This window comes from Collinsella sp. CLA-ER-H10 (assembly GCF_040092475.1).
Taxonomy (GTDB): domain Bacteria; phylum Actinomycetota; class Coriobacteriia; order Coriobacteriales; family Coriobacteriaceae; genus Collinsella.
The window spans coordinates 14,537-37,138 of sequence record NZ_JBBNLM010000063.1; the positions used below are offsets into that span (position 1 = coordinate 14,537).

At 69.1% G+C, this 22,602-nt stretch carries 28 protein-coding genes; 27 read left to right on the forward strand and 1 reads right to left on the reverse strand.

Annotated elements, in window-relative coordinates; translation table 11 throughout:
• Window positions 1-305 precede the first annotated feature (305 nt).
• The 27 genes from AAAX36_RS09600 to AAAX36_RS09730 all read left to right on the forward strand — a co-directional run bounded on the left by AAAX36_RS09600 (window position 306) and on the right by AAAX36_RS09730 (window position 22,392).
• Window positions 306-1,847, forward strand: coding sequence for a phage terminase large subunit (locus AAAX36_RS09600; RefSeq protein WP_349075340.1), 1,542 nt, complete (start codon window positions 306-308; stop codon window positions 1,845-1,847).
• A 3-nt stretch (window positions 1,848-1,850) separates the two neighbouring features.
• Window positions 1,851-3,257: a phage portal protein gene (locus AAAX36_RS09605; protein ID WP_349075342.1), complete on the forward strand. Its 1,407-nt coding sequence runs from the start codon at window positions 1,851-1,853 to the stop codon at window positions 3,255-3,257.
• Window positions 3,257-5,041: a phage minor capsid protein gene (locus AAAX36_RS09610; RefSeq protein WP_349075345.1), complete on the forward strand. Its 1,785-nt coding sequence runs from the start codon at window positions 3,257-3,259 to the stop codon at window positions 5,039-5,041. Before AAAX36_RS09605 ends, AAAX36_RS09610 begins: the two co-directional genes overlap by 1 nt.
• Window positions 5,041-5,274: a hypothetical protein gene (locus AAAX36_RS09615; RefSeq protein WP_349075347.1), complete on the forward strand. Its 234-nt coding sequence runs from the start codon at window positions 5,041-5,043 to the stop codon at window positions 5,272-5,274. Before AAAX36_RS09610 ends, AAAX36_RS09615 begins: the two co-directional genes overlap by 1 nt.
• A gap of 206 nt (window positions 5,275-5,480) precedes the next feature.
• Window positions 5,481-6,011 carry a hypothetical protein gene (locus tag AAAX36_RS09620; RefSeq protein ID WP_349075349.1) on the forward strand — a complete coding sequence of 177 codons (531 nt, stop codon included), beginning with the start codon at window positions 5,481-5,483 and terminating at the stop codon, window positions 6,009-6,011.
• A gap of 13 nt (window positions 6,012-6,024) precedes the next feature.
• Window positions 6,025-6,930 carry a hypothetical protein gene (locus AAAX36_RS09625; RefSeq protein WP_349075351.1) on the forward strand — a complete coding sequence of 302 codons (906 nt, stop codon included), beginning with the start codon at window positions 6,025-6,027 and terminating at the stop codon, window positions 6,928-6,930.
• Entirely contained in the window at window positions 6,930-7,109 is a 180-nt protein-coding gene (locus tag AAAX36_RS09630) for a hypothetical protein (RefSeq protein WP_270224881.1), read from the forward strand. Before AAAX36_RS09625 ends, AAAX36_RS09630 begins: the two co-directional genes overlap by 1 nt.
• Window positions 7,110-7,111: 2 nt before the next feature.
• Complete coding sequence (locus AAAX36_RS09635) at window positions 7,112-7,450, forward strand: hypothetical protein (protein ID WP_152077763.1); 339 nt, start codon at window positions 7,112-7,114, stop codon at window positions 7,448-7,450.
• Between the two features lie 5 nt (window positions 7,451-7,455).
• Complete coding sequence (locus AAAX36_RS09640) at window positions 7,456-7,785, forward strand: putative minor capsid protein (RefSeq protein WP_270224877.1); 330 nt, start codon at window positions 7,456-7,458, stop codon at window positions 7,783-7,785.
• Complete coding sequence (locus AAAX36_RS09645; protein ID WP_349075353.1) at window positions 7,782-8,117, forward strand: minor capsid protein; 336 nt, start codon at window positions 7,782-7,784, stop codon at window positions 8,115-8,117. Before AAAX36_RS09640 ends, AAAX36_RS09645 begins: the two co-directional genes overlap by 4 nt.
• Window positions 8,118-8,128: 11 nt before the next feature.
• The gene (locus AAAX36_RS09650) at window positions 8,129-8,533 is read left to right on the forward strand and encodes a minor capsid protein (RefSeq protein WP_349075355.1); all 405 of its coding nucleotides are present in this window, start codon (window positions 8,129-8,131) and stop codon (window positions 8,531-8,533) included.
• Between the two features lie 3 nt (window positions 8,534-8,536).
• Entirely contained in the window at window positions 8,537-9,247 is a 711-nt protein-coding gene (locus AAAX36_RS09655; RefSeq protein WP_349075357.1) for a hypothetical protein, read from the forward strand.
• Between the two features lie 110 nt (window positions 9,248-9,357).
• A complete protein-coding gene (locus AAAX36_RS09660; RefSeq protein ID WP_349075359.1) occupies window positions 9,358-9,819 on the forward strand; it encodes a hypothetical protein in 462 nt (153 codons plus the stop codon).
• Window positions 9,782-10,459 carry a Gp15 family bacteriophage protein gene (locus AAAX36_RS09665; protein ID WP_349075360.1) on the forward strand — a complete coding sequence of 226 codons (678 nt, stop codon included), beginning with the start codon at window positions 9,782-9,784 and terminating at the stop codon, window positions 10,457-10,459. Before AAAX36_RS09660 ends, AAAX36_RS09665 begins: the two co-directional genes overlap by 38 nt.
• Window positions 10,452-12,866 carry a phage tail tape measure protein gene (locus AAAX36_RS09670; RefSeq protein ID WP_349075361.1) on the forward strand — a complete coding sequence of 805 codons (2,415 nt, stop codon included), beginning with the start codon at window positions 10,452-10,454 and terminating at the stop codon, window positions 12,864-12,866. The genes AAAX36_RS09665 and AAAX36_RS09670 overlap by 8 nt, the downstream gene beginning before the upstream one ends.
• A gap of 3 nt (window positions 12,867-12,869) precedes the next feature.
• Window positions 12,870-15,284: a hypothetical protein gene (locus tag AAAX36_RS09675; RefSeq protein WP_349075363.1), complete on the forward strand. Its 2,415-nt coding sequence runs from the start codon at window positions 12,870-12,872 to the stop codon at window positions 15,282-15,284.
• Window positions 15,281-16,399: a hypothetical protein gene (locus AAAX36_RS09680; protein WP_349075364.1), complete on the forward strand. Its 1,119-nt coding sequence runs from the start codon at window positions 15,281-15,283 to the stop codon at window positions 16,397-16,399. The genes AAAX36_RS09675 and AAAX36_RS09680 overlap by 4 nt, the downstream gene beginning before the upstream one ends.
• A complete protein-coding gene (locus AAAX36_RS09685) occupies window positions 16,389-16,634 on the forward strand; it encodes a hypothetical protein (RefSeq protein ID WP_195193159.1) in 246 nt (81 codons plus the stop codon). Before AAAX36_RS09680 ends, AAAX36_RS09685 begins: the two co-directional genes overlap by 11 nt.
• A 17-nt stretch (window positions 16,635-16,651) precedes the next feature.
• The gene (locus AAAX36_RS09690; protein WP_349075366.1) at window positions 16,652-17,341 is read left to right on the forward strand and encodes a BppU family phage baseplate upper protein; all 690 of its coding nucleotides are present in this window, start codon (window positions 16,652-16,654) and stop codon (window positions 17,339-17,341) included.
• A 2-nt stretch (window positions 17,342-17,343) separates the two neighbouring features.
• Window positions 17,344-18,561, forward strand: a complete 1,218-nt coding sequence (locus tag AAAX36_RS09695) for a DUF6273 domain-containing protein (RefSeq protein WP_349075367.1) — start codon at window positions 17,344-17,346, stop codon at window positions 18,559-18,561.
• 58 nt (window positions 18,562-18,619) lie between these two features.
• Complete coding sequence (locus tag AAAX36_RS09700; protein ID WP_349075369.1) at window positions 18,620-19,030, forward strand: hypothetical protein; 411 nt, start codon at window positions 18,620-18,622, stop codon at window positions 19,028-19,030.
• Window positions 18,991-20,373, forward strand: coding sequence for an RNA-directed DNA polymerase (locus AAAX36_RS09705; protein WP_349075371.1), 1,383 nt, complete (start codon window positions 18,991-18,993; stop codon window positions 20,371-20,373). Before AAAX36_RS09700 ends, AAAX36_RS09705 begins: the two co-directional genes overlap by 40 nt.
• A 3-nt stretch (window positions 20,374-20,376) precedes the next feature.
• Entirely contained in the window at window positions 20,377-20,547 is a 171-nt protein-coding gene (locus AAAX36_RS09710; protein WP_195193164.1) for a hypothetical protein, read from the forward strand.
• Window positions 20,548-20,697: a hypothetical protein gene (locus tag AAAX36_RS09715; RefSeq protein ID WP_349075373.1), complete on the forward strand. Its 150-nt coding sequence runs from the start codon at window positions 20,548-20,550 to the stop codon at window positions 20,695-20,697.
• Between the two features lie 3 nt (window positions 20,698-20,700).
• Complete coding sequence (locus AAAX36_RS09720; RefSeq protein WP_195193166.1) at window positions 20,701-21,114, forward strand: hypothetical protein; 414 nt, start codon at window positions 20,701-20,703, stop codon at window positions 21,112-21,114.
• Between the two features lie 10 nt (window positions 21,115-21,124).
• Window positions 21,125-21,430, forward strand: coding sequence for a hypothetical protein (locus AAAX36_RS09725; protein WP_195193167.1), 306 nt, complete (start codon window positions 21,125-21,127; stop codon window positions 21,428-21,430).
• Window positions 21,431-21,432: 2 nt separating this feature from the next.
• On the forward strand, window positions 21,433-22,392 hold the full coding sequence (locus AAAX36_RS09730; protein WP_349075375.1) for a hypothetical protein: 960 nt from the start codon (window positions 21,433-21,435) through the stop codon (window positions 22,390-22,392).
• Here AAAX36_RS09730 and AAAX36_RS09735 read toward each other — a convergent pair.
• Window positions 22,389-22,602 (reverse strand): hypothetical protein (locus tag AAAX36_RS09735; RefSeq protein WP_349075377.1); only part of this gene is annotated, 214 nt, incomplete at its 5' end. The two genes, AAAX36_RS09730 and AAAX36_RS09735, sit on opposite strands and share 4 nt — an antisense overlap.

Genomic DNA, 22,602 nt, shown 5'->3' on the forward strand with positions numbered 1-22,602 from the left:
GCGCGGGTGCATGGCGCTTGCCGCGGCGCTGGCGGGGTAGCAGGCGACAACAACCGGATACTGTGGGCACGCCGGGCGGGCTGGGCCCGGCGGGTCTCCTCCACGGGGCCGTCCCATCGCGGGGCGGCCCCTTCGCTTTTGGCGACACGTGGCCGACACTGCCGCCCATGGGAAGCAACAGGACCGACATACTCACGCCCGCGCAGGAGGCGTACGCCCGCGAGAGGGCGAAGGGGGCCACGCAGCGCGCGGCCTACCTGACCGCATACCCCGGGTCCGCGAAGTGGAAGGACTCCAGCGTCGACGTGGCCGCCTGCAAGGTCGAGCGCGTCGCCAAGGTTTCGCAAAGAATCGCCGAGCTGCAGGAGGCCGCCGCACGCGCCGCCACCATCACGCGCGCCGAGATCATCGACGCCCAGGGGCTGCTGCTGCGCAAGGGCCGCGAGGCCGTGGAGCGTCACAGCCTGGCGGACAAGGAGATGGCGCCCGCCGTCAAGGCGCTGGCCGACGCCTCCGACCGCCTCATGGAGTGGCTGCCCGACGAGGCGCCCGGGGAGCGCGCCGCATTCGTGCGCGACTTCGCGCTGCTGCTGGCCCCGCCGTTCCTGGAGCCGCACCGCATGATCGCCGGCGGCCACCGCGGCGATATATGGCTGGCCGGCGGCCGAGGCTCCACCAAGTCCTCGTTCTGCTCGCTGGAGGTCGTGAGGTACATCGAGACGCACCCCGACCAGCACGCCGTCGTGCTCATGAAGCGCAAGGCGGACCTGCGCGACGCGGCCTACGCCCAGACCGTCTGGGCCATCCGCGCGCTGGGGCTGGAGGGCGAGTACGACATGCCCGAGTCCACGCTGCGCATCACCAGGCGCTCGACCGGGCAGAAGATCATCTTCCGCGGCTGCGACAACGCCAACAAGATCAAGTCGATAAAGGTGCCGTTCGGCTACGTGGGCTGCGCGTGGTTCGAGGAGGCCGACCAGTTCGCCGGCATGGCCGAGATACGCAAGGTGACGCAGTCCCTCACGCGAGGCGGCGAGGGCTGCGTGCGCCTGTACTCGTTCAACCCGCCGCGCTCGGCTCGCTGCTGGGTCAACGCCGAGATGGAGCGCCGCGAGGCCGCGGGCCTGCCGGTGTTCCGCTCGACCTACCTGGACGTGCCGCCGGAGTGGCTGGGCGGGCAGTTCATCGAGGACGCCGAGAGCCTGAAGGCGGCCGACGAGCGCGCGTACCGCCACGAGTACCTGGGCGAGCCGGTGGGCATCGGCACCGAGGTGTTCGACAACGTGGTGTTCCGCGCCATCACGGACGACGAGGTGGCGCAGTTCGAGCGCCTGCGCTTCGGCCAGGACTTCGGCTGGTACCCCGACCCGTGGGCCGTCACGGGCAGCGAGTGGCGCCCCGGCGGGCGCGCGCTGCTCACCTTCTGCGAGGACGGCGCCAACAAGCTGCCGCCCGACGGGCAGGCCGAGCGCGTCAAGGGGCTGCTCACGTGGGACGGCGGCGACGGGCGCCCGGCCTACCACCACCTGCCGGTGCTGTCCGACGACGCCGACCCCACGGCCATCGCCGTGCAGCGCGACCACGGCGTCAACGCCAGGGCCGCCGGCAAGGGCAAGCCGGGCCGCATGGCCAGCTACCGCTTCCTGCAGTCGCTGTCCGAATGGGTCATCGACCCGGAGCGCTGCCCGAGGCTGGCCGCGGAGGTGCGCGCGCTGGAGTACGCGCAGACGCCGGACGGCGAGGTGCTCAACGAGATACCCGACGGGAACGACCACTGGGTGGACGCTACCCGCTACGCAACGATGGACGAGGCGCGCAGGGCGCGCGGATACAGGAAGGTGGCATAGGGCATGGCAGTGGACGAGTTCAGCGTGCCGGCGCACGTGACCAAGAAGCTGAAGGAGCTGGGGTACGCCGTCGACACCTCGATGGACGCCTACATCCAGTCGTGGTTCGACTGGTACAGCGGCAAGGACGACTGGTACAGGGACGGCTACACCGACCTGCAGGGGCGCCGCCGCACCCGCGACCGCATGAGCATCCGCCCCGCCAAGCGCGTGGCGTCCGAGTGGGCCAGCCTGCTGATCACCGACGACACGCAGGTGAGCGTGGAGGCCGACGCCGCGAACGGGTGGCTGCAGGACTGGCTGGACCGCGCCAACTTCTGGCCCACCGGGCAGATGGTCGTGGAGAAGGCGTTCGCGCTGGGCACCGCCGCGTGGGCGCTGTGGCTGGACGTGCGCGACGACGGCACCGAGCTGAAGGTACGCCGCTACGACGCGCGCATGGTGCGGCCGCTGTCATGGGACGAGGAGGGCGTGAGCGCGTGCGCGTTCGTCACCCGCGCCGCCGTGGCGGGCCGCCGCGTCGACCAGCTGCAGGTGCACGCGCCGGACCCCGAGACGGGCACCTACCACATCAGCACCTACCTGTTCAGCGAGGGCGAGGAGCAGGACGCGGAGGCCGCCGGCGTGATCGCCGACTTCGACACCATGCAGGACTGCCCCACGTTCGGCATCATCCGCCCCGCGCTGGAGAACACCGTGGTGGACCTGTCACCGTTCGGCCAGTCCGTGTTCGCCGACGCGCTCGACGCCATCAAGGCCGTGGACCTCGCCTACGACTCCATGTTCCAGGAGGTCGAGCTGACCGCCGCCAAGGTGTTCGTGGACGAGAGCATGGTCGACGTGCGCAGCGAGAACGGCAAGGTCATACCCTCGCCGCGCATCGAGGGCCGCCTGTTCCGACGCCTCGCCGGCCAGGACCCGACCAAGAACCTGATCAGCATCTACAGCCCCGAGATACGCGTGGAGCCGCTGCGCTCCGCCTTCGACATGGCGCTCGCCGAGCTGGGCGACCTGTGCGGCTTCGGCCAGCAGTACTTCGCGCTGGACAGGTCCGGCGGCCTGAAGACGGCCACCGAGGTGGCGGCCGACAACTCCGCGCTCATGCGCAACGTGCGCAAGCACGAGAACGTGCTGCGCGGCGCCGTCCAGCGCGTGGTGACCAGCCTGCTCAACTGCGCCCGCATCCACTGCGGCGCGGCCATCGAGGAGGACTTCGGCGCCGTCAAGGTCCAGTTCGACGACAGCGTGATCGCCGACACCCAGACCGAGAAGAACATGGCGCTGGCCGAGATAGCCGCGCTGGGCGTCCCGGAGCTGAAGCAGCGCTACCTGATCGACTGGCACGGCTTCAGCAAGGAGGAGGCGGCCGCGGCCGTGCCCTCCGCCCAGCTGCTCGACGAGGGCTTCTGATGCTGTCCCCGGAGGCGCTGGAGGAGGCCGGCGAGGCGCTGGCGCGCGTGTACCGCGGCATAGAGGCCGACATGCTGGACTACCTGGTGGACCTCATGCTGTCCGGCGCCGGCGTGACCTCCAGGAGCGTGACGGCCGCGGCGCTGCTGGGCCAGACCCACGCCGACGAGCTGCGCCGCATCATCGAGCGCCACGCCGGCGAGGTGGACGCCGAGCTGCGCGCCACCGTCGAGAAGTTCATGAGGGCGTCCGACGCCGACGACATGGAGCGCCTGGGCAGGCCCGGCACCGAAAAGGCGTGGCCGCGCCAGATGGACGCCACCGTGCGGGGGCTGGCCGCCATCCTGCAGCGCGACAACCTGCACATGGAGCAGGGCGCCCTGGACGCGTTCCTGTCCGCGTCCACCGAGGCCATCGCCCGGGTGAACTCCGGCTCCGCCACCACCGAGCAGGCGCTGCACCGCGCCGTGCGCAGGCTGGAGCGCGACGGCGTGTGCGTGGTGCAGTACCGCGACGCCGCCGGCAACCTCACCGTGCGCAACCGCGTGGACGTGGCCGTGCGCCGCCACGTGCGCACCCAGATCGCCCAGGACGGCGCCCGCATGACCGCGAGGGCCATGGACGAGTACGGCGTGCAGCTGGTCGAGGTCTCCAGCCACCCCAACGCGCGCCCGAGCCACGCCGCGTGGCAGGGGCAGGTGTACGGCTGGCGCGGCGCCGTGAGCATCGACGGCCGCTCGTACGAGGGGCTGGAGGCCGCCACGGGCTACGGCTCGGTGGACGGCCTGCTGGGCGCCAACTGCCGCCACTCGTTCGGCCCGTACCTGCCGGGCGCGCCGCGCGCCTACGAGCGCGACCCCAAGCACGCCAGCGGCCTACCGGGCGAGGAGGTCTACAAACTGGAGCAGAGGCAGCGCGCCGGGGAGCGCGCCATCCGCGAGGCCAAGCGCGAGCTGGCCGGCGCCCGCAAGTGCTACGACGTCTCCCCCACCAACGCCGCGCGCGTCGAGGTCGTGAGGGCGCAGGACCTGCTGGCGCGCAGGCAGGATGCCATGCGCCGGCTGGTGAAGGAGTCCAACGCCAAGAGCCTGACCGGGCACCCGGTACTCCACCGCCACCCCGCGCGCGAGTGGGCCGGGGACATGCCCGGCGGCACATGGGTCAAGTCGAGCGGCCGCACGCTGGCGCAGCTGATGGACGGGAAGGCGGCCAGTGAGGCGATGGCGAGGGCCGGTGCCAGCCGCACCGCCGTGGCCAGGGCCGTGGCCGAGGAGATGAAGCTGCAGGGCATGAAGGCGTCCGACTTCTCGACCCTCACGGCCGGCGAGCAGCGCAGGGTGTTCGGGGGCGTGGTGCAGAAAGGGGCGCTCAACGACGTCAACGACCCGGACCATTCAAGGCGCGACGCGCACGCAGTCTCCTATTACGAGGAACTGCGCAACCGCGACCGCGGCAAGACCGTCGCAAAAATCGCCAAGGCATCCGGGATGAATGAGGCAGACGCGCGCCGAGGGTTCGAGCATCTGTTCGTCGAGGAGCACGACCTGGAAGACGGGCACCACCGTTTCTACGAGGACTACCAGATCGCGCAGTCCGTCCAGCGGCTACTGTCCGGCAGGAACATCCAGGAGCACGACCGGATACTCTTCAGACATGAGGAACTGGAGGCACGGTACATGGCGCAGGGTATGGCGCAGGGGGAAGCCCATGATGCAGCCGACCTGCGGTACAATTATGCGGAGGCAATCAGGAAGTGGCTGCGTGAGAACGGGATTGATGATTGATGCTCACCTTTGAGAAGACAAGCGACGACGGCGTGCTCGCCACATACGAATACGCCCCGCATGGCACCGGCAGGGTGGGAACCGTGCGCATCGACCGTTCGACCGGAGAGGCGTCCGTGGTGGCAAAGTCCCCGGACGACGACGGCATGTGCACGGGCCAGATGCTCGCGCACGCCCGGCGCATGAACCGAGCCGGCAAGCTGAAGCAATCCGGCACGCTGTCCTGGTACTAGCCGAACACACACAACAGAACAGAACGAGGCGAGGGCCGTCCGCAGGGGCGGCCCTTCCTTTTGGCGGGCGACACGTGCCCGACCATCCAAGCTGCGCGGGCACCCGGCGGCAACGGGGTGCGGCGCGGCAGCGGCGGCAACAGCTGCAAGTACCGAAGCGCGCAGTGAAGCGCGGCAACCAAACACCGGAAAGGACTGGTACGGACATGGGAGCACAGCAACCGCAGGGGCAGCAGACCGACCCGCAGGAGGGCCAGCAGGCTGCAGAAGGCGCCGGCGACGGCACCCAGGCACAGCAGCCCCAGAAGCCGGCTAACGAGCCGGCAGGCGGCACCACGGAGCCGCAGGGCGGCGATGGCGGCGCGACCGTCAACCGCCACAAGTACGAGCGCGACCTGAAGGCCAAGGACGACGAGATCGAGAAGTTGCGCGCGCAGCTCGACGAGGCGGCCAAGACCAAGGAGGGGCGCGAGGAGCTACAGAAGAAGCTCGACGAGATGAAGGCGTCCATGGCGAGCGAGAAGACGGCCTACCGCCTGGAGATCGCCGGGTGCAAGAACGTCAAGGCGGCCAAGGCGCTGCTGGACGACTACGAGGGCGACGTGGACAAGCTGAAGGAAGCCTGCCCGTACCTGTTCGAGGAAGCCAAGAAGACCGGCTCCACGGGGCTGAAGCCCGTGGGCGCGGCCAAGGACGACGACGCGGCGCTCGACCGCGCCTTCGGCCTGAAGAAGTAGAGAGGAGCAGCACATGGCTGCAACCAACGACCTATCCAACTGCATCGACACGTTCACCAACCGACTGGACAAGGTCATCGCGCAGGAGACCGTCACCGGCGACCTGAACATGAACCAGGACCTGGTTGGCGAAATGAGCGGTAACGGCAAGATCGAGATCGCCAGCATCGACATGGACGGCCTGGCCACCCACAAGCGCGGCCAGGGCTTCACCAAGGGCGGCATCTCCGTCACCTGGCAGCCGTACCAGCTGCAGTACGAGCGCGACCGCGAGTTCAACATCGACGTGCTCGACGACGACGAGCGCGCCAAGCTCGTCTCCGCCAACGCCATGGGCGAGTTCACCCGCACTAAGGTGGTTCCCGAGGTGGACGCCATCCGCTTCGCCAAGCTCACCCAGAACGCCGGCACCACCGTCAAGAAGGACCTGTCCGGCGCAGACGAGACCGTGGCCGCCGTGCTGGAGGCCGAGCAGTGCATGGAGGACCACGGCGTGAAGCTGTCCCAGTGCCTGTTCTACCACTCCGCCGCCACCAAGAAGCTGCTGCGCCTGTCCAACAAGTACCAGCTGTCCGCCGGCGAGTCCCCGAACAGCAACTTCGGCACCTACGACGAGATGAAGATGATCGGCGTGGCCGGCGACCGCTTCTACTCCGCCATCAAGCTGCTGGACGGCACCACCTCCGGCGAGGAGAAGGGCGGCTACGAGAAGGCCGAGGACGGCAAGGCGCTGAACTTCATCGTCATGGCCCCCGAGGCCGCCGCCGCCATCTCCAAGCACGAGAAGCTGCGCTACTTCTCCCCCGACGTGAACCAGGACGACGACGCCCACAAGTGGCAGTACCGCCTGTACCACGACCTGATCGTGTACCTGAAGAAGAAGGGCCTTATCTACGCCCACGTCGCGGTGACCGCCTAATGGCCACCATCGTGGGGCTGACCTTCCCCGAGGAGCCGGCCGAGAAGCCGGCGGAGGCCAGCCAGGAGCAGGTACCCGAGCCGGAGCCCGAGCCGGCGGCGGAGCCCGAGGAGCCGGCCGAGAAGCCGGCCCGCAAGCCGCGCAAGAGGGCCGCGGCCAAGGCAGCGGAGGCGGAGTAGCCATGCTGCCGGAGGTCGAGAGCGCCGACTACCACGGCGCGAACACGTGGGACGACGTGCGCCCGCACCTGGGCGCCGCCGTGGCCGCCGTGCGCGAGGTGATCGGCTTCAACGAGCCGGAGGGCGAGGCGCAGGTGGAGGCGTACAAGGCCGCCGTCTGCGCGGCGCTAGACGTCGACGCGGCGTACGGCTTCTCCGGCGGCATCGAGGCGTCCGGCTCCGTCCGCCTGGGCTCGCTCACCATCGAGCAGGGGCAGGGCGGCGGCTACGACGCCGCGATGGACCGGGCGGTGCGCCGCGCGCTGTCCGGCTCCGGCCTCCTGTACCAGGGGCTGGGGTGATCGGCATGGTGCCCATACCCAAGCGCCTGCTGCCCAGCCGCGCCGAGGTGCGCGTGCCCGAGGAGGTCGACGGCCGCCAGGGCTTCTCCGACAAGAGGCTCCTGCTGGGCGTGCGCTACGAGCAGAGGGCGTCCGTGCGCGCCACGGACTACCAGCTGCAGGACGCCACGACCGGCCTGCTGTTCATCGACGCCGTGAACACGGCGGGGGCCATGGAGCTGCCGGCCGGCAGCCTCGTCTCCGTCGACGGCGCCACAGAGTGCTGCGTCGCGTCGTGCACCCGCTACGTCGACGAGCGCGGCCACGTGCACCACTGGGAGGTCGAGCTGAAGTGAGCATCGCCGTGGACATCGTCACCGCCGGCATCGACCTGGCGACCGCGCCGGCCGAGTGCAAGAGGCGCCAGGTGCTGTACGCGCGCCGCTGCGCGTTCACCATGCGCAAGTACGTGCCGGTGCTGGAGACCCCGCTGCGCTCCAGCGAGCCGGTCAGCTCCGACTACGGCGCGGGCATCCTCACGTGGGACACGCCCTACGCCGCGCGGCAGTACTACGAGCCGATGAACCACACCGAGCCGGGGACGACCGACCACTGGGACGAGAAGTGCCGGCGCGAGGACGGCGACGACCTGCGCGAGTTCGCGCGGCGCCTGTACATGGACTACTAGGAGGCACGCACATGGAAGACAACGGCACGCTGGACCTCGTGGACGTGGTGAAGGGCCGCCTGGAGGCCGCAGGCGTCCGCGACGTGTTCACCTACCTGCCGGACACCCGGCGCCACGCCGAGTTCTGCGCCATCCGCACCGGCGTGCCGGGCGGCGAGGACGGGTACTTCGACCTCGCCTTTGACACGGCCGTGCGCCTGAGCCTGTTCTTCGCGCGCCGCGTCGAGCTGGACGCCATGGCGGACGCGCTCCTGGCGGAGCGCACGCTGCGGACCGTGCCGCTCGACAGCGCCAACGGCAGCTACCGCATGATACGCATCGAGACAGTGAAGCCGCGCCCGGTCCAGTGGGACGAGAGCGGCCGCAACGTGTGGGTGGTCGAGGCCACCGCGCACATCGAGATCAAGGAGTTTTAGAAGATGGATATCGGTTTCGCGCTGAACTACCAGCACGTGGTCGAGGTCGACACCACCCCGGACGGCGACAAGCGCCACTGGGCATGGGTCGGCCCCGGTATCTCCAACATCGGCAAGGACAACAGCGAGAGCACGAGCGAGGACGCCTACTACAACGGCGGCGGCAACACCAAGACCGACGTCACCGGCGTGAGCGCCAAGTACAGCGTCGAGGGCCACCGCCTGATCGGCGACCCGTTCCAGGACTACGTGGCCTCCATCGAGGACGGCATCGGCGCCGAGCGCGAGACGACCTACCGCGTCACCGACCCGACCGGCAAGTGCATCGAGGCGCCCTGCACCGTCCTCGACATCGCGGCCAACGGCCCCAACGGCGCCGCCAACGAGAAGACGAGCTTCAAGTGCTCGCTGTCCCGCTCCGGCGTGGCCACCGTCGTGACCCCCGCCGCCGGCACCCTGCTGCCCGAGTCCGTCAACGTGGCGCAGGAGGTGACCGTGGGCGTCAACAAGACCGCGGCCGCCGTCAAGCCGTCCGTGCTGCCCGAGGGCGCGTCCACGCGCTGCCTGTTCGCCATCGAGGACACCGGCATCGCCCGCGTGGCCGCCGACGGCACCGTGACCGGCATCAAGGCCGGCAAGACCCGCCTGGCCGTCAAGTGCGCGGCCAAGCCGTCCGTCTCCGCCGTCGTGGACGTGACCGTCTCCGCGTCCTAGGCGCGGGGCGACAGCCGGGGGAACATCTGCCGAGGAGGCCGGGGCTACGCGCTGCAGCCCCGGCCTCCTTTCTCTTTGAACGCAGCGCACGATGGGAAGGCAGCGCAACCATGAAGACACTGAAGGTAAGGAAGTCGTTCGAGCGCTTCGAGGTCGAGGTCGGCGACGAGACGGTGGAGTGCACCATCGACTGCACCGACGGCACCGTCAACGCCTTGGCGGCCAAGTGCATCAAGGCGCGCCAGCAGGCGCTCGCGCTCGACACGCTGAAGGAGAAGACGTTCGACCGCAAGAAGCTGAACAAGCTGTCCGAGGACATGGCCGCCATCATCGGCCCCATCATCGTCGAGGGCATCGGCGAGGAGTCCTACGACGCCATCCTCACGGCGTGCGGCGACGGCGTGAAGCTGAAGCCGGCGCAGTGCAACCTCGTCATGGTCCAGGTATTCGCCACCGTGTGCCAGGCGATCTTCGACCGCCTGAACGACGTGAAGCAGAGCAAGGCAGCGCACTACCTACAGGACGTGGTGGCAGATGCGCAGAAGCCTGACGACGAGAAGCGGGACCGTTAACGGACGGTTCTGCACAACTTACGAATACGAGGGGGCGGGGTACGACGTGTGCGACTCCGCCCTCAACGCCATGCTGGTGAACGAGCTGTTCGCCGACACCGAGCTGAGCGAGGAGGACAAGCAGCAGCTGCTCCCCGCCATGCTGTTCGCCGACCTGCCCGCCGCCATCGAGACGGCCGGGCGCGACGGCTTCTGGGACATGGTGGACGCCGTGCTGTGGGACGCCATGGGCGTGGACCTGTACGGCACGAGGGGCGCCGCCGGCTGCGAGGAGCCCGTGTTCGACTGGGACGAGGACGCCGGGCGCATCCGCGCCTCGCTGCTGCAGGCGTACGGCCTCGACTGGGACGCCGTGGCCGACAGCATGAGCTACGGCGCGTTCCTCGACCTCGTGGCCGGCCTGATGGAGTCCGGCGAGACGCCGCTGCAGCAGGCGATCTACTACCGCACGGCCGAGTGCCCGAGGGAGAACAAGAACAACAAGGAATACGTGGAGGCGTTCCGCGCCCGCGCGGCGCACTTCGCGCTGCACGCCGACCGCACCGAGGCCGGCCGCATGGACGCGGCCAACGGCGCCATGGCGTCCGCGTTCGCCGCCGAGTTCGCCGCAGCGGAGCGGGCGGTGAGGGCCGATGGGTAGCGCGTCCAACGCCGTCTCCGTACTCGCGCGCCTGGACGACCAGGGCGTGGTCTCCGGCCTGAAGAAGATCAAGGTCTCCATGGAGGAGATCAAGGGCAAGGACGGCAAGCTCAACTGGGAGGGCCTGAAGAAGGGCGGCTCCGCCACCAAGGCGCTCGGCGAGGGCATCACCGATCTGGGGCGCGCCATGACGCTGGGGCTCACCGTGCCCATCGTGGCGGCCGGCGGCGCGGCCACCTCCGTGGCGGCCAGCTTCGACGACGCCATGAGCCAGGTGCAGGGCGCGCTGGGCGGCGCCTCCGCCGACATGGACGGCCTGCGCAACCTCGCGCTGCAGCTCGGCGCCGACACCGTGTTCAGCGCCACCGAGTCCGCGCAGGCCATGGTGGAGCTGGCCAAGGGCGGCCTGACCGAGGCCCAGATCAAGGGCGGCGCGCTCGCGGCGTCCATGGACCTCGCCGCCGCCGGCCAGCTCAACCTCGCCGACGCCGCGGCCACCACGGTGCAGATGATGGGCAGCTTCGGCCTGGGCGCCGGGGACGCCACCCGCATCGCCAACGCGCTCGCCGGCGCCGCCAACGCCTCCTCCGCCGACGTCTCGGACCTCACGCAGGCCATGAGCCAGTGCAGCGCCCAGGCGTCGCTGGCCGGATGGAGCCTGGAGGACACGGCGGCGGCGCTGGCGCTGTTCGCCGACCACGGAGTGAAGGGCTCCGACGCCGGCACCAGCCTGAAGACGATGCTGCAGCGCCTCGCCGCGCCCACCGACCAGGCCGCCGAGGCCATCGCCGCCTACGGCCTGAACATCCGAGACTCCAACGGCAAGATGAAGGACATATCCGGCATCGCCGACGAGCTGACCGGCAAGCTGGGCGGCCTGTCCGACGCCGAGCGAGACGCCGCGCTCCAGACCATCTTCGGCTCCGACGCCTCGCGCGCCGCCGCCATCCTGATGCAGTCCGGCAGCGAGGGGCTGGCCAAGTACATCGCCGCGACCAACGACGCCACCGCCGCCGAGACCATGGCCAACGCCCAGAAGGGCGAGCTGTCCTGGGCGCTGGAGAACATGGGCGGCGCCGTCGAGTCGGCGTCCATCGCGTTCGGCACCGCGCTGGCGCCGGCCATCACCGCCGTGGCAGGCGTGATAGGCAACGCCGCCGAGGCGTTCGCATCGCTGCCGGCGGGCGTTCAGACCGGCATCGCCGTGGTGCTCGCGCTCGTGGCCGCGCTGGGCCCGCTGCTGATGGTGATCGGCTCCGTCGTGGCGGCGCTGCCCGCCATCTCCGAGGGCTTCGTTATGCTGGGCGGCGCGCTGGCCATCCCGCTGGCGCCGGCCGCCGCCGTGGTGGCCGCCATAGCCGCCATAGCCGCGGCCATCTACGCCGCGTGGACCACGTCCGAGACGTTCCGCGCCGCCGTGATGGCCGGCGTGGACGCCATCAGCTCCAAGGTGCAGGAGATATGCGCGTTCCTCGCGCCGTACGTGCAGGCGTTCCTCGACCAGATCGTCTCGACCGTGCAGGTGGCCATGGACACGCTGGGGCCGACCATCGGCGCCGTGCTGACCGTCATCGTCTCGACCGTCGTGCCCATCCTGACATCCATCATGGACACCGTGGCGCAGGTGCTGGCCACGATACTGGCCACCGTGACCAACGTCATGGCCGCCGTGAGCACCGTCATACAGGGCGCATGGCAGATAATCTCCGGCATCTTCCAGACCGTGCTGGGCGCAATCCTCGCCGTGACCACCGGCGACTTCACGATGCTGCAGCAGGGCGTGACCTCGATCATGCAGGGCACGATGGTGGCGATAAACGGTGTCATGCAGACCATCCTGTCCATCGTCTCCGGCGCCTGGAACGCCGTGAAGGCCGTGTTCATCGGCGTGTGCAACGCCGTCTCCGGCGCCATCTCCGGCGCGTTCAACGGCATCAAGTCCGTGATCGACAGCACGATGAACGGCGCGAAGAGCACCGTGTCCGGCGCGCTCGACGCCATCAGCGGCTTCTTCGCGGGACTCCACCTGCAGTTCCCGCACATCAACCTGCCGCACTTCTCCATCAGCGGAGACTTCAGCCTCGTGCCGCCCAGCGTGCCGTCCATCTCGGTGAGCTGGTACCGCACCGGCGCCATCGCCATGGGCGCCAGCGTCGTCGGCATCGGCGAGGCCGGCCCCGAGGCCGTCGTGCCGCTGTCCGGCCGCGAGATGGACCCGTACGCGGACGCCGTGGCCAGCCGACTGGCGGCGCGCGGGGCGGGTGCCGGAACCGGCGGCACGACCGTCTACAACATAGGCGACGTGACGGTGAACATGGAGCAACTGCGCGACCTGGCGACGCTGGAGGACTTCGTGGACCTCGTGCTGGACGCCAAGCGCGCGAACCCGACGAGAGCGAGAGGATAGAGCATGGCGAAGGGATACTTCGGAGACAAGGCCGGCCCCGGCGCGCACATGCGGGCGTACGTGGAGTGCAGGACCACGGCGCAGGAGGAGGGGCGCGCCTACGTCCAGTACAAGCGCAGCATCCGCGTGGACGACGGCAACTTCGGCGGCACCATCGTCGACCGCAACTGGGGCGGCCAGGTGCAGCTGTACGGCCCCAACTGGTACGGCGATTCCGGCTGGGTCGACTACGGATGGGTCGGCTACGGGGAGCAGGCCGTCATCACGGCCACCATCTCCTACCTGAGCTGGTCCGGCGTCCACTACAACTCGTCCGTGACCGCCCGGTACAGCCCGGACGTCCCCACGTGGACGCCCAACGCGGTGAGCCAGTGCAGCGCCGTGCTGGACGGCGGCAAGATCAAGGTCAAGTGGAGGAACAACAACACCACCACGCGCCCCTACGCCGGCATCTACGTCGACGTCTCGGTGGACGGCGGTGGCTTCACCCTCCACAAGGACGTCGGCGGCGGGGACACGGAGTGCGAGTACGCGTGCGAGCCCAACCGCGTGTACGAGTTCCGCGTGCTGCCGCACAACGGGGCGGGCAACGCCGGCTCGCACACCTACACGGGCAAGGTCTGCACGCTGCCGGCACCGCCCACGGACGTCAAGGCGGCCCGCCTGAGCGATACCGAGAACGTCGTCACGTTCGGGCACGGCTCGGGCAACGACGACCTGTACCTCGCCCACGACGTGCAGCGCCAGATGGACAGCGGCGCGTGGTCCGACTTCGCCGCGGTCGAGCCCGCCGGCACGCGGTGCCCCGACCGCTCGACGAGCGCGAACCATTCGTGGCGCTACCGCGTCCGCAGCCGGAACTCGGCCGGCGCGTCCGACTGGGTGTACACGGCAACCGTCTACAACACGCCCGCAGCGCCCGGCAAGATCGCCATGGCGCGCGTCTCGAACACCCGCGTGCGCGGCACGTTCGGCAACCCGGCGAACACCGCCACGTCCGCCGAGATAGAGCGCAGCCAGGACATGGAGGAGTGGACGGCGGTGCGCACCGTCGAGGGCCACGTGACGTCGTTCGAGGACGACCCGGGCGGCGGCACGTGGTACTACCGCGTCCGCAACGCCCGCGGCGACCTGAAGAGCGCCTGGACGGCCAGCAGCGGCATCGTGACCATCTGCGCGCCGGCCGCGCCCACCGTCACCTCGCCGTCCTCCTCGCAGGTCATCCCCAAGACGCAGGCCTCCATCGCCGTCACGTGGCGCCACAACCCCATCGACGGCTCCGCCCAGACGGCCGCCCAGTGGCGCTGGAGCACCGACGGCAGGACCTGGACGACCGTCGACGTCTCCGGCGAGGCGTCGAGCGCGACGCTGGCCAACTCCTTCGCGGTCAACACCCGCCTGTCCGTGCAGGTGCGCACCAGGGGCGCCCACGCCGACTTCGGTCCGTGGTCGCCCGCCGTGGCCACCTACGTGCGCCAGGTGCCCACGCTGTCCATCGAGGAGCCGGCCGACGGCTTCACGGTCGAGACCGTGCCCGTGCACGTCCGCGTGCGCTACAGCGACCCGAGCGGCACCATGGCCGCCGGCACGCTCAACGTCTACGACGCGGCTGGCACAGCCGTCTACAGCCGCGACCTCGCCGCCGGGCTGGAGTTCGACATACCGGCCTCCGAGTGGCTGCCGGCCGACGGCGCCGCGTACCGTCTGGCCGCCACCGCCCGCTCGTCCTCGACGCTGCAAGGCTCGGCCGAGCGCTCCGTCTCGGTGCGCTACAGCCTGCCGGCGCCCGCCATCGTCGACGCCGTGCCGGACCCGGCGACCGGCCGCGTGGCCATCACGGTGCACGCGGGCGTCGAGGACGGCGCCGCGCCCATGGAGTCGGCGAGCGTCTGGCGCAACGTCGGCGGCGTGCGCACGCTGCTGGCCGACGGCCTGCACGACGGCGCGGAGCTCACGGACGAGTACGCGCCGCTCAACACGGACTACGCCTACGAGACCGCCAGCATAGCCGCGTCCGGCGCCGTGCGCGAGACGAGGTTCCCGGGGCACATCGACTCGGGCCACGTGTTCGTCTACTGGTCCGGCGGCATCGCCCGCGGTAGGTACAACCCCGCCGACGAGATCGCCGTCGAGCCGGAGTTCTCCACGTTCCGCCTGGCCGGCAGGCGCTACCCGGTGGGCGTGTCCTCCGACCGCGTGGCCGAGAAGCACACGGCGTCCGTGACGCTGAACAGCCGCGAGGAGGCGCTGGCGTTCTACCGCGCCGTGTGCAGCGGCGAGCGGCTGGTGATGAAGACGCTGTACGGCTTCGTCTTCCCGTTCATGGCCACGGCCAAGCTGGCGCCGTCGCTGGGCAACGCGGAGCGTGAGTGGAGCGTGAGCCTGGAGGCCACGAGGCTGGACGGTGAGGGCCTATGAGGTGGCACGGCAACCGCTACCACGAGCACTGGACGTTCCGGCGCGTCAAGTGGCCGGGGATGGAGGAGGCGGAGGACTACGGCCAGATCACCGGCGGCAAGTCCTCCGAGAGCCAGTTCAAGGAGCTGAAGGCCACCGGCTCCATCGACTACGAGGGCTCCACGGTGCCCGACGAGGACGACGCCGTTCGCGTGTACTACGGCTTCACCGACGACGCCGGCGAGAGCTGGGAGGGGCCCGTGGTAACCGGCTTCCTGGAGCTGGGCGAGACCGACCTGGACGGCTCGCTGGTGAGCGGCAGCGCCGACCTGTCCGGCATGCTCACCGTGGCGGCCTCCACCGGCCCCGGCTACCCGCTCACGCTGCCCGCCGGCACGCCCACCGTGGACACCGCCGCCGGCTTCCTGCGCGCGCTCGGCCTCGTCGTCAACGCCGCGCCGTCGTCCCACAGGCTGAGCGGCGCGCACACGTTCGAGCGCGACGAGAAGTGGCTGGGCATCGCCAACTGGCTGCTGTCCGCCGCCGACTTCGGCAGCGCGACCACCGACGCGTGGGGCGCCGTGCAGATGCAGCCCTACGTCGAGCCCACGGAGCGCGCGCCGTCGTGGACGTTCCGGGACGACGAGACCAGCGTGTTCTTCCCCTCCGTCACGGTGAGGGACAACCGCGCCGACACGCCCAACGTGGTGCGCCTGTGGTACGAGGACGACAACGTGGGGCTGTATGCCGAGGCGCGCAACGACGACCCGCGCAGCGCGGCCTCGACCGTCACGCGCCGCCGCGAGCGCCAGCTGGACGACGAGGTGACCGAGCTGTCCGGCGACACGCCCGAGAAGATGCTGGAGGCGCTGAAGGCCGCCGCGCGCAAGAGGCTGCTGGACAACTCCACGCGCATCGACTACGTGGAAGTGCACGGCCTGTTCATCCCGTCGCGCGTCGGCGAGTGCGGGCTGCTCGACTACCGCGAGGCCGGCGTCGATCGGCTGGGCGGCATCACCGCCAAGGACGTCGAGTTCGGGCTGGGCGGCGAGACGACGCACACCATGCGGCGCCTGCTGCGCCCGGACTTCAAGGTGACGACTACTGGAGAGGTGGTGTGGAGGAATGACGCCTAGCGGAGAGCTGGCGGACCGGCTGGCCGCGGCGCTGTGGCCCGAGAGGACCGCCGCCGACTACCACACGCGCGCGCCGGTGCTGTCCGTCGACGGCCCCACGGTGAACGTGAGGCTGCGCGGCTCGACCGAGCCGACGCCGTGCAGCAAGCTGGCGTCGTGCTCGCCGAGGGCCGGCGACACGGCGCTCGTGCTGGTCATGCCCGCGGGCTGCGTCGTGCTCGGGATTATCGGTTAGAGAGAGAAAGGAACGGCATGCGCGAGATTCTGACGCTGGACCTGCAGAAGTCCAGCACCCAGTTCATGCCAGTCATCGCGCTGAGGGCGCGCCGCGGCGACTCGCGGAGCCTCCAGCGCACGTTCCAGATCATGGACGACGGTGTGGCGCTGGACCTCACGGACTGCACCGTCTCGTTCATGGCTGAGAACGCCGGCGGCTTCCCCATCATGGAGGAGGTGGTCGACAAGGGGCAGGGCGGCCAGTTTACCTACCGCTTCCCCGACGCCGTGGCGGCCGTGCGCGGCTCCGTGACCATGGCCTACTTCCGCATCGTCGGCCGCGACTTCACGGGCTCCACCAACAGCCTGCGCATCGAGGTGCTGGACAACGTGGACCTGACCGACGCCGTCACCGGCGCCTACGTGCCTATGCTCGACCGCATCATCGAGCAGTCGACCGAGATGGCCGCAAACGCCGACGAGATCACCCGCCAGGCCACCGCCGCCATCAACGCCTGCACGTCCATCACAGAGTCCGCGACGGCGCAGGAGCAGGCGCGCGTGGCGAAGGAGGCGGAGCGCGTGACGGCCGAGGCCGAGCGCGCCAGCAACTACAGCCAGAAGATGGCCGAGTGGGAGCGCGACGTGCTGGCGCTCACCAACGGCCTGTGCGTCAACAGCAAGGGCCAGCTTTGCGTGGCCGTGAGAGTAAAGAAGAAGGGCTAGACATGGCAAAAAACGACAGCATCGTCGAGTACCCGGTCATCACCGACGACACGGGCCGCGCCATCGCGGGCGCGTTGCAGGCGATGGCGCACGACAAGGTGGCGGCGCTGAAGACGGACTGGGACGGCCTGGCGCGCATGAGCCGCGACGGCCTGGGGCGCTACGTGCTCGGCATCGGCGACCAGATCACGTCCCGATGGACCGACCCGGACGGCGGCACCGTCTACGACGTGGCCAACGACGTGTGCCACTTCGCAGAGGAGCTGGAGCTGCAGGCCGGCGAGAAGCTGCCCGGCACCATCATCGAATGGCACCACACGCTGCCGTTCGGCACGCAGTTCGACCAGAAGGAGGCCTTCTGGTACTGCGAGCAGGCGCTGGCGGCCGGCACCTACAACCTGACCATGGGCACCTCGTGGGGCACCAACGTGGTCAAGGGCAAGACCTACCAGTTCACGCTCGCCAAGGACGTGCCGAAGGGCGGCGTGCTGGCCGGCATGGAGTACGCACCGGACCGAGACCCGGGCACGTGGCAGGTGAAGTCCTACAAGACCGTCGCCGACGCCAGCCCCATCGAGACGGTGGGCATGAGCGAGGGCGCGCAGGGCACGAGCCTGGGCACCATCGACGTCAAGCCGAACGGCAACATGAACAGCATCTACCGCTGCGCCTACGGCTACAACCGCTGGAGCCAGTCCGCGCTGCGCCAGTACCTCAACGGCAAGGGCACGAACTGGTGGAAGCCCCAGAACAAGTGGGACCGCCCGCCCGAGTACGTCGGCAAGCACGGCTTCCTGGACGGCATCCCCGCCGAGGAGCTGGCCGTCATGCGCCGCGTGAAGGTCGTCACCGGCGTGCCCTACTGCGAGGAGGGCACCGCCAACGAGCCGGTGCTGGACACGACCTACGACCTCGTGTTCCTGCCGAGCCTGGAGGAGCACTTCCTGGCGCTCAACGAGTCCGGCATGAAGGGCAAGGAGGGCGAGGCCTGGGAGTACTGGGCGCGCATCGCGCAGTCCCCGACGCCGCTGGCGCTGTGGCAGACGTGGCCGCAGCTGATCACCTACGCCATCAACGGCAAGACCAGCCCGCAGAGCGTCTGGACGCGTTCCGCTCGTCGCAGCGACGGCGTTAACGCGTTCATCGTGTACTCGTCCGGCACCGTCAGCAACCACGGCGCGCAGTACGGCGATCGCTGCGCTCCCGCCCGCGCCATCTAATCATCAACGACAATCCGGGGCGGGCCACCGCCCGCCCCGCTACCGATAGGAGACCGCCTTGTCTGTACCCAGGAGATTGAGGAAGAAGAGCAAGCTGAAGGTGTTCGTGGACGCCTGCGACCTCGTCGAGTACGTACTGAAGATCACGGCCAACGAGAAGGTGTTCAAGCCGGAGCAGTCGGCAGTCACGGACAAGATAAAGGCCGCGGCGATAGACATAGCGCGCTTCATCTGGTGCGCCAACAACATCCGCGTGCGCCAGGACGCGCAGCTGTACGCCGAGCGCCGGCGCCTGCAGGACATGGCCATGACGTGCTGCCGCGAGTTGCTGTTCCTTATCGACCTCGCATGGGACGTAATGCACCTGACAGAGCGCCGAGCCGTCTACTGGACGGGCATGGCGGTCGACCTCCGCGAGGAAATCGCCGCATGGAGGGCATCCGACGCCAAGAGATATGGGCGTCTGTGATAGCTGGGGCCGCGGCTGAACAGAACGTCTGGACGCGTTCCGCTAATCGCAACAACGGCAATAACACGTTCATCGTGAACTCGTCCGGCAACGTCAACAACAACAACAACGCACAGAACGGCAATCGCTGCGCTCCCGACCGAACCGGCGCAAGCCCCACCGAAGCCTGCGGCACAGCCGCGGAGCGGGGCGAAACCGGCGCGGGGAGCCGTGACCCCGAGTCCGAGAGGGCCGAACAACGCCGGGGCGACGCCGACGCGGCTGGAACGCGGTCGGCTGCAATGCGCCCCGGACCCAAACCCAAACTGGAACCCGGCGAGCTTAACGGCGTCGTCGGGTTCCTCGCTTTGAGGGAGAGCGCCAGGAAGTGCCGGCGCGGGGTGATCTGGAAGGACAGCACCGCCAGCTATATGCTCAACCTGTCCGAGCGCACGCTGGCCATGAGCCGCAAGCTGCAGGACGGCACGTTCCGCTGCGGCAAGACGCGCGAGTTCGACATAACGAGGCCGAAGCGCCGCACCATCGTGAGCGTGGGCTTCGCCGACCGCGTGTTCCAGCGGAGCCTCAACGACAACAGCATCTACCCCCGCATGGTGCAAGGCTTCATCAAGGACAACGCGGCGTGCCAGAAGGACAAGGGCACCGACTACGCACGCGAGAGGCTGAAGGAGTTCATGCGGCGCCACTACCGCAGGCACGGTCCGAACGGCTGGGTGTGCCAGATCGACGTGGCGGGCTACTACCCGAACATGCGCCACGACGTGGCAGAGGGCGCCTTCTCGCGCAAGCTGCCGCCCGAGATCATGGACATGGCCACGGCGGTCATGCGCAACCAGTACCCCGGCGAGGTCGGCTACAACCCGGGCAGCCAGATGATACAGATCGCCGGCATCAGCGTGCTGGACCCGCTGGACCACATGGCCAAGGACCTCATGGGCATCAGGAACTACATCAGGTACATGGACGACGCCGTGGCCATCCTGCCGACGCGCGAGGAAGCCGAGCGCGCGATGGCGGCCTTCGGCGACACGCTGCATACCCTAGGCTTCGAGCTGAACCCCAAGAAGTCGCGCGTGTACCCGCTGCGCGACGGCATCGAGTTCCTGGGCTTCGACTTCCACCTGACCGACACGGGAAAGGCCCTCATGTTCGTCAAGCCGTCGAACGTCAAGGACATGCGCCGCCGCATCCGCCGCATGGCTCGGCTGGCGCAGACGGGCAAGATGTACCGCTCCGAGGTGGACGGGAGCTACCAGGGCTGGCGCGACCACGCTTCCAAGGGTGACAGCTTCGGGCTGATCAGGCGCTCCGACGCCTGGTACAAGGGACTATGGAAGGAGTAGCCGATGCTGAACATCAAGAAGGCCCCGGACGACCTGGCCGCCGCGCGCGAACAGGAGAACCTGGCCAGCCGCATCGAGCGCCAGGAGGCACTGACCGAGCTGGTGGCCGCCTGCACCGACGTGGAGCTGCCGATCGACGACGAGGACGAGACCGCACCCGGGGAGGTGGAGTAGATGGCCGTGAAGCTGAGCAAGTTCGCGCAGCGCGTGCAGAAGTGGTACCTGAAGGGCTTCTACAACGACGAGAGCCTGGAGCAGCTGCTGGCTGCCGGCAAGATCACCAAGCGAGAGCGCGACGCCATCATCGCGTCCAAGAAGGAGTAGGCCGTGGAGGTACTGAGCCTGTTCGCGCCGTTCGGCCCGGAATGGCTCGGCGGCGTCCTGCTCGGCCTCATAGCGTTCTACTTCGGCCGCCAGTTTCTGGACGAGTACAAGAAGCAGAACGAGCGCAAGGGCGCGCTCGACCTGAAGCGCGAGGAGCGCAAGCAGGAGGAGGTGGCCGAGCGGGCGCAGCGCGACCGCGAGCGCTCGCAGATGGAGGGCCGCATCGCGGCGCAGATGGAGAGGTCCAACAGCCTCATGGAGGCCATGAAGACGCTGATGGAGTCCGTGGTGGCCTCGAACGAGGTGCTGCACTCGGACCTCGCTCACAGCCAGGCGCGCAGCCAGGGAATGGCCGCCAAGGTGGACCACATCTGCGATCGCGTCGACCTGCTGTACGACAAGGAATCAGACAGATAGGAGCAATCGAATGACAGAGATTCAGGCGGGCCTGACGGTGTGCACGGTGCTGGTCGTGCCCTATATCGTGCAGGCGATCAAGTCCAAGGCCATGGGCGGCAACACGGCGCGCTGGCTCGCCATCGCCGTCTCGGCGCTGTGCGGCGCCCTCACCGCCATGGCCGGAGGCATGCCGACCGACGCGTCGGCGTGGGTTACGTCCATCTTCGCGTGCGTGGGAGGCGTGCAGGTGGCCTACGCCTCCTTCAAGGCCGTCGGCGTGACCGACAAGTGGCTGGACGCCCTGCTGGCGCTCGGCGAGGTCAAGGGGGACTAGCCATGGCCATCACGCAGCGCGAGGCGTTCGCGCAGGTCATGGAGCACCTCGTCACCCACGACGGGAGCAGCGGCCACGGATACTCGCAGTACACCCGCATGGGAGACGGCACCACGGAGACGGTCACGCTGTCCGACGGCACCACCGTGACCGTCGCGGGCGGCGACCGCGACTGCAGCTCGGCGGTGATCACCGCGCTGCGCGCCGTCGGCGTCAACACCTACGGCGCCAGCTACACCGGCAACATGGTCGAGCAGCTGCTGAAAACCGGTTTGTTCGGATGGCGCAAGATGGGCGTCAAATCCGCTCAACGCGGAGACATCTACGTCAACAAGCGCTGCCACGCGGCCGTCTGTGTCTCGCCCTACGGCTCCGCCCGCGGCGACCTGCTGGCGCAGTTCAGCATCAGCGAGAAGGGCACGATCAGCGGCACCAAGGGCGACCAGACGGGCCGCGAGTCCAACATCAAGCCGTACTACAGCTACCCGTGGGACGGCACGCTGTACTGGCTGAGCGACGGCAAGACTCTATCCGGATCGAACACGGAGGTGGCCGACCACACCGACCCCGACCTGGGGGACACCAGATACTGGGGCCCGAAGTTCACCCGCGCCATCCAGAGGCAGCTCGGCACGACCGTGGACGGCGTGGTCTCCGGCCAGTGGCTCGCCAACAAGGCCCACTTCTGGGCCACGGATGGCGGTATCGAATGGACGAAAACGGGCAAGGGCGTCGGCTCGGACATGGTGCTGGCGCTGCAGAAGAAGGTTGACTGCAAGATTTACCCCGAGTCCTGCGGGGTGCAGGCGCGCCAGATGGGCTCCGGCACCATCGTGCAGCACCAGCGCTGGCTGATCGCCCACGGTATCTCGTGCGGCCCGGACGGTGCCGACGGCTACCACGGCACCAACACGAACAAGGCAATCGCCGAGGCGATCAGGCGCGGGCTGTACAGGTCCTAGCGCGCGAGGCGCGGTGACTCCCCCACGACGGCGAAGCCGCAGGGCAGGGCGTACATGGAGGTGTTCGCCGTAAGTCTCCGCAGCCCAGCCCCCAGATACTTACGCGAACCCCTGCCGGGACCGTCCGGCGGGGGTTCCTTTTTGTCGAACGTGAACTCCGCGGTGAGCGTGCCGGCGGCGCGGTCCACCACCACGCGGCGCACGAACAGC

What these genes read in the sequence shown, in the direction of transcription:
- AAAX36_RS09605 (WP_349075342.1), top strand. Translation starts at nt 1,851, where the DNA reads ATGGCAGTGGACGAGTTCAGCGTGCCGGCGCACGTGACCAAGAAGCTG.
- AAAX36_RS09610 (WP_349075345.1), top strand. Translation starts at nt 3,257, where the DNA reads ATGCTGTCCCCGGAGGCGCTGGAGGAGGCCGGCGAGGCGCTGGCGCGC.
- AAAX36_RS09615 (WP_349075347.1), top strand. Translation starts at nt 5,041, where the DNA reads ATGCTCACCTTTGAGAAGACAAGCGACGACGGCGTGCTCGCCACATAC.
- AAAX36_RS09620 (WP_349075349.1), top strand. Translation starts at nt 5,481, where the DNA reads ATGGGAGCACAGCAACCGCAGGGGCAGCAGACCGACCCGCAGGAGGGC.
- AAAX36_RS09625 (WP_349075351.1), top strand. Translation starts at nt 6,025, where the DNA reads ATGGCTGCAACCAACGACCTATCCAACTGCATCGACACGTTCACCAAC.
- AAAX36_RS09630 (WP_270224881.1), top strand. Translation starts at nt 6,930, where the DNA reads ATGGCCACCATCGTGGGGCTGACCTTCCCCGAGGAGCCGGCCGAGAAG.
- AAAX36_RS09635 (WP_152077763.1), top strand. Translation starts at nt 7,112, where the DNA reads ATGCTGCCGGAGGTCGAGAGCGCCGACTACCACGGCGCGAACACGTGG.
- AAAX36_RS09640 (WP_270224877.1), top strand. Translation starts at nt 7,456, where the DNA reads ATGGTGCCCATACCCAAGCGCCTGCTGCCCAGCCGCGCCGAGGTGCGC.
- AAAX36_RS09650 (WP_349075355.1), top strand. Translation starts at nt 8,129, where the DNA reads ATGGAAGACAACGGCACGCTGGACCTCGTGGACGTGGTGAAGGGCCGC.
- AAAX36_RS09655 (WP_349075357.1), top strand. Translation starts at nt 8,537, where the DNA reads ATGGATATCGGTTTCGCGCTGAACTACCAGCACGTGGTCGAGGTCGAC.
- AAAX36_RS09660 (WP_349075359.1), top strand. Translation starts at nt 9,358, where the DNA reads ATGAAGACACTGAAGGTAAGGAAGTCGTTCGAGCGCTTCGAGGTCGAG.
- AAAX36_RS09665 (WP_349075360.1), top strand. Translation starts at nt 9,782, where the DNA reads ATGCGCAGAAGCCTGACGACGAGAAGCGGGACCGTTAACGGACGGTTC.
- AAAX36_RS09670 (WP_349075361.1), top strand. Translation starts at nt 10,452, where the DNA reads ATGGGTAGCGCGTCCAACGCCGTCTCCGTACTCGCGCGCCTGGACGAC.
- AAAX36_RS09675 (WP_349075363.1), top strand. Translation starts at nt 12,870, where the DNA reads ATGGCGAAGGGATACTTCGGAGACAAGGCCGGCCCCGGCGCGCACATG.
- AAAX36_RS09680 (WP_349075364.1), top strand. Translation starts at nt 15,281, where the DNA reads ATGAGGTGGCACGGCAACCGCTACCACGAGCACTGGACGTTCCGGCGC.
- AAAX36_RS09685 (WP_195193159.1), top strand. Translation starts at nt 16,389, where the DNA reads ATGACGCCTAGCGGAGAGCTGGCGGACCGGCTGGCCGCGGCGCTGTGG.
- AAAX36_RS09690 (WP_349075366.1), top strand. Translation starts at nt 16,652, where the DNA reads ATGCGCGAGATTCTGACGCTGGACCTGCAGAAGTCCAGCACCCAGTTC.
- AAAX36_RS09695 (WP_349075367.1), top strand. Translation starts at nt 17,344, where the DNA reads ATGGCAAAAAACGACAGCATCGTCGAGTACCCGGTCATCACCGACGAC.
- AAAX36_RS09705 (WP_349075371.1), top strand. Translation starts at nt 18,991, where the DNA reads ATGGAGGGCATCCGACGCCAAGAGATATGGGCGTCTGTGATAGCTGGG.
- AAAX36_RS09710 (WP_195193164.1), top strand. Translation starts at nt 20,377, where the DNA reads ATGCTGAACATCAAGAAGGCCCCGGACGACCTGGCCGCCGCGCGCGAA.
- AAAX36_RS09715 (WP_349075373.1), top strand. Translation starts at nt 20,548, where the DNA reads ATGGCCGTGAAGCTGAGCAAGTTCGCGCAGCGCGTGCAGAAGTGGTAC.
- AAAX36_RS09725 (WP_195193167.1), top strand. Translation starts at nt 21,125, where the DNA reads ATGACAGAGATTCAGGCGGGCCTGACGGTGTGCACGGTGCTGGTCGTG.
- AAAX36_RS09730 (WP_349075375.1), top strand. Translation starts at nt 21,433, where the DNA reads ATGGCCATCACGCAGCGCGAGGCGTTCGCGCAGGTCATGGAGCACCTC.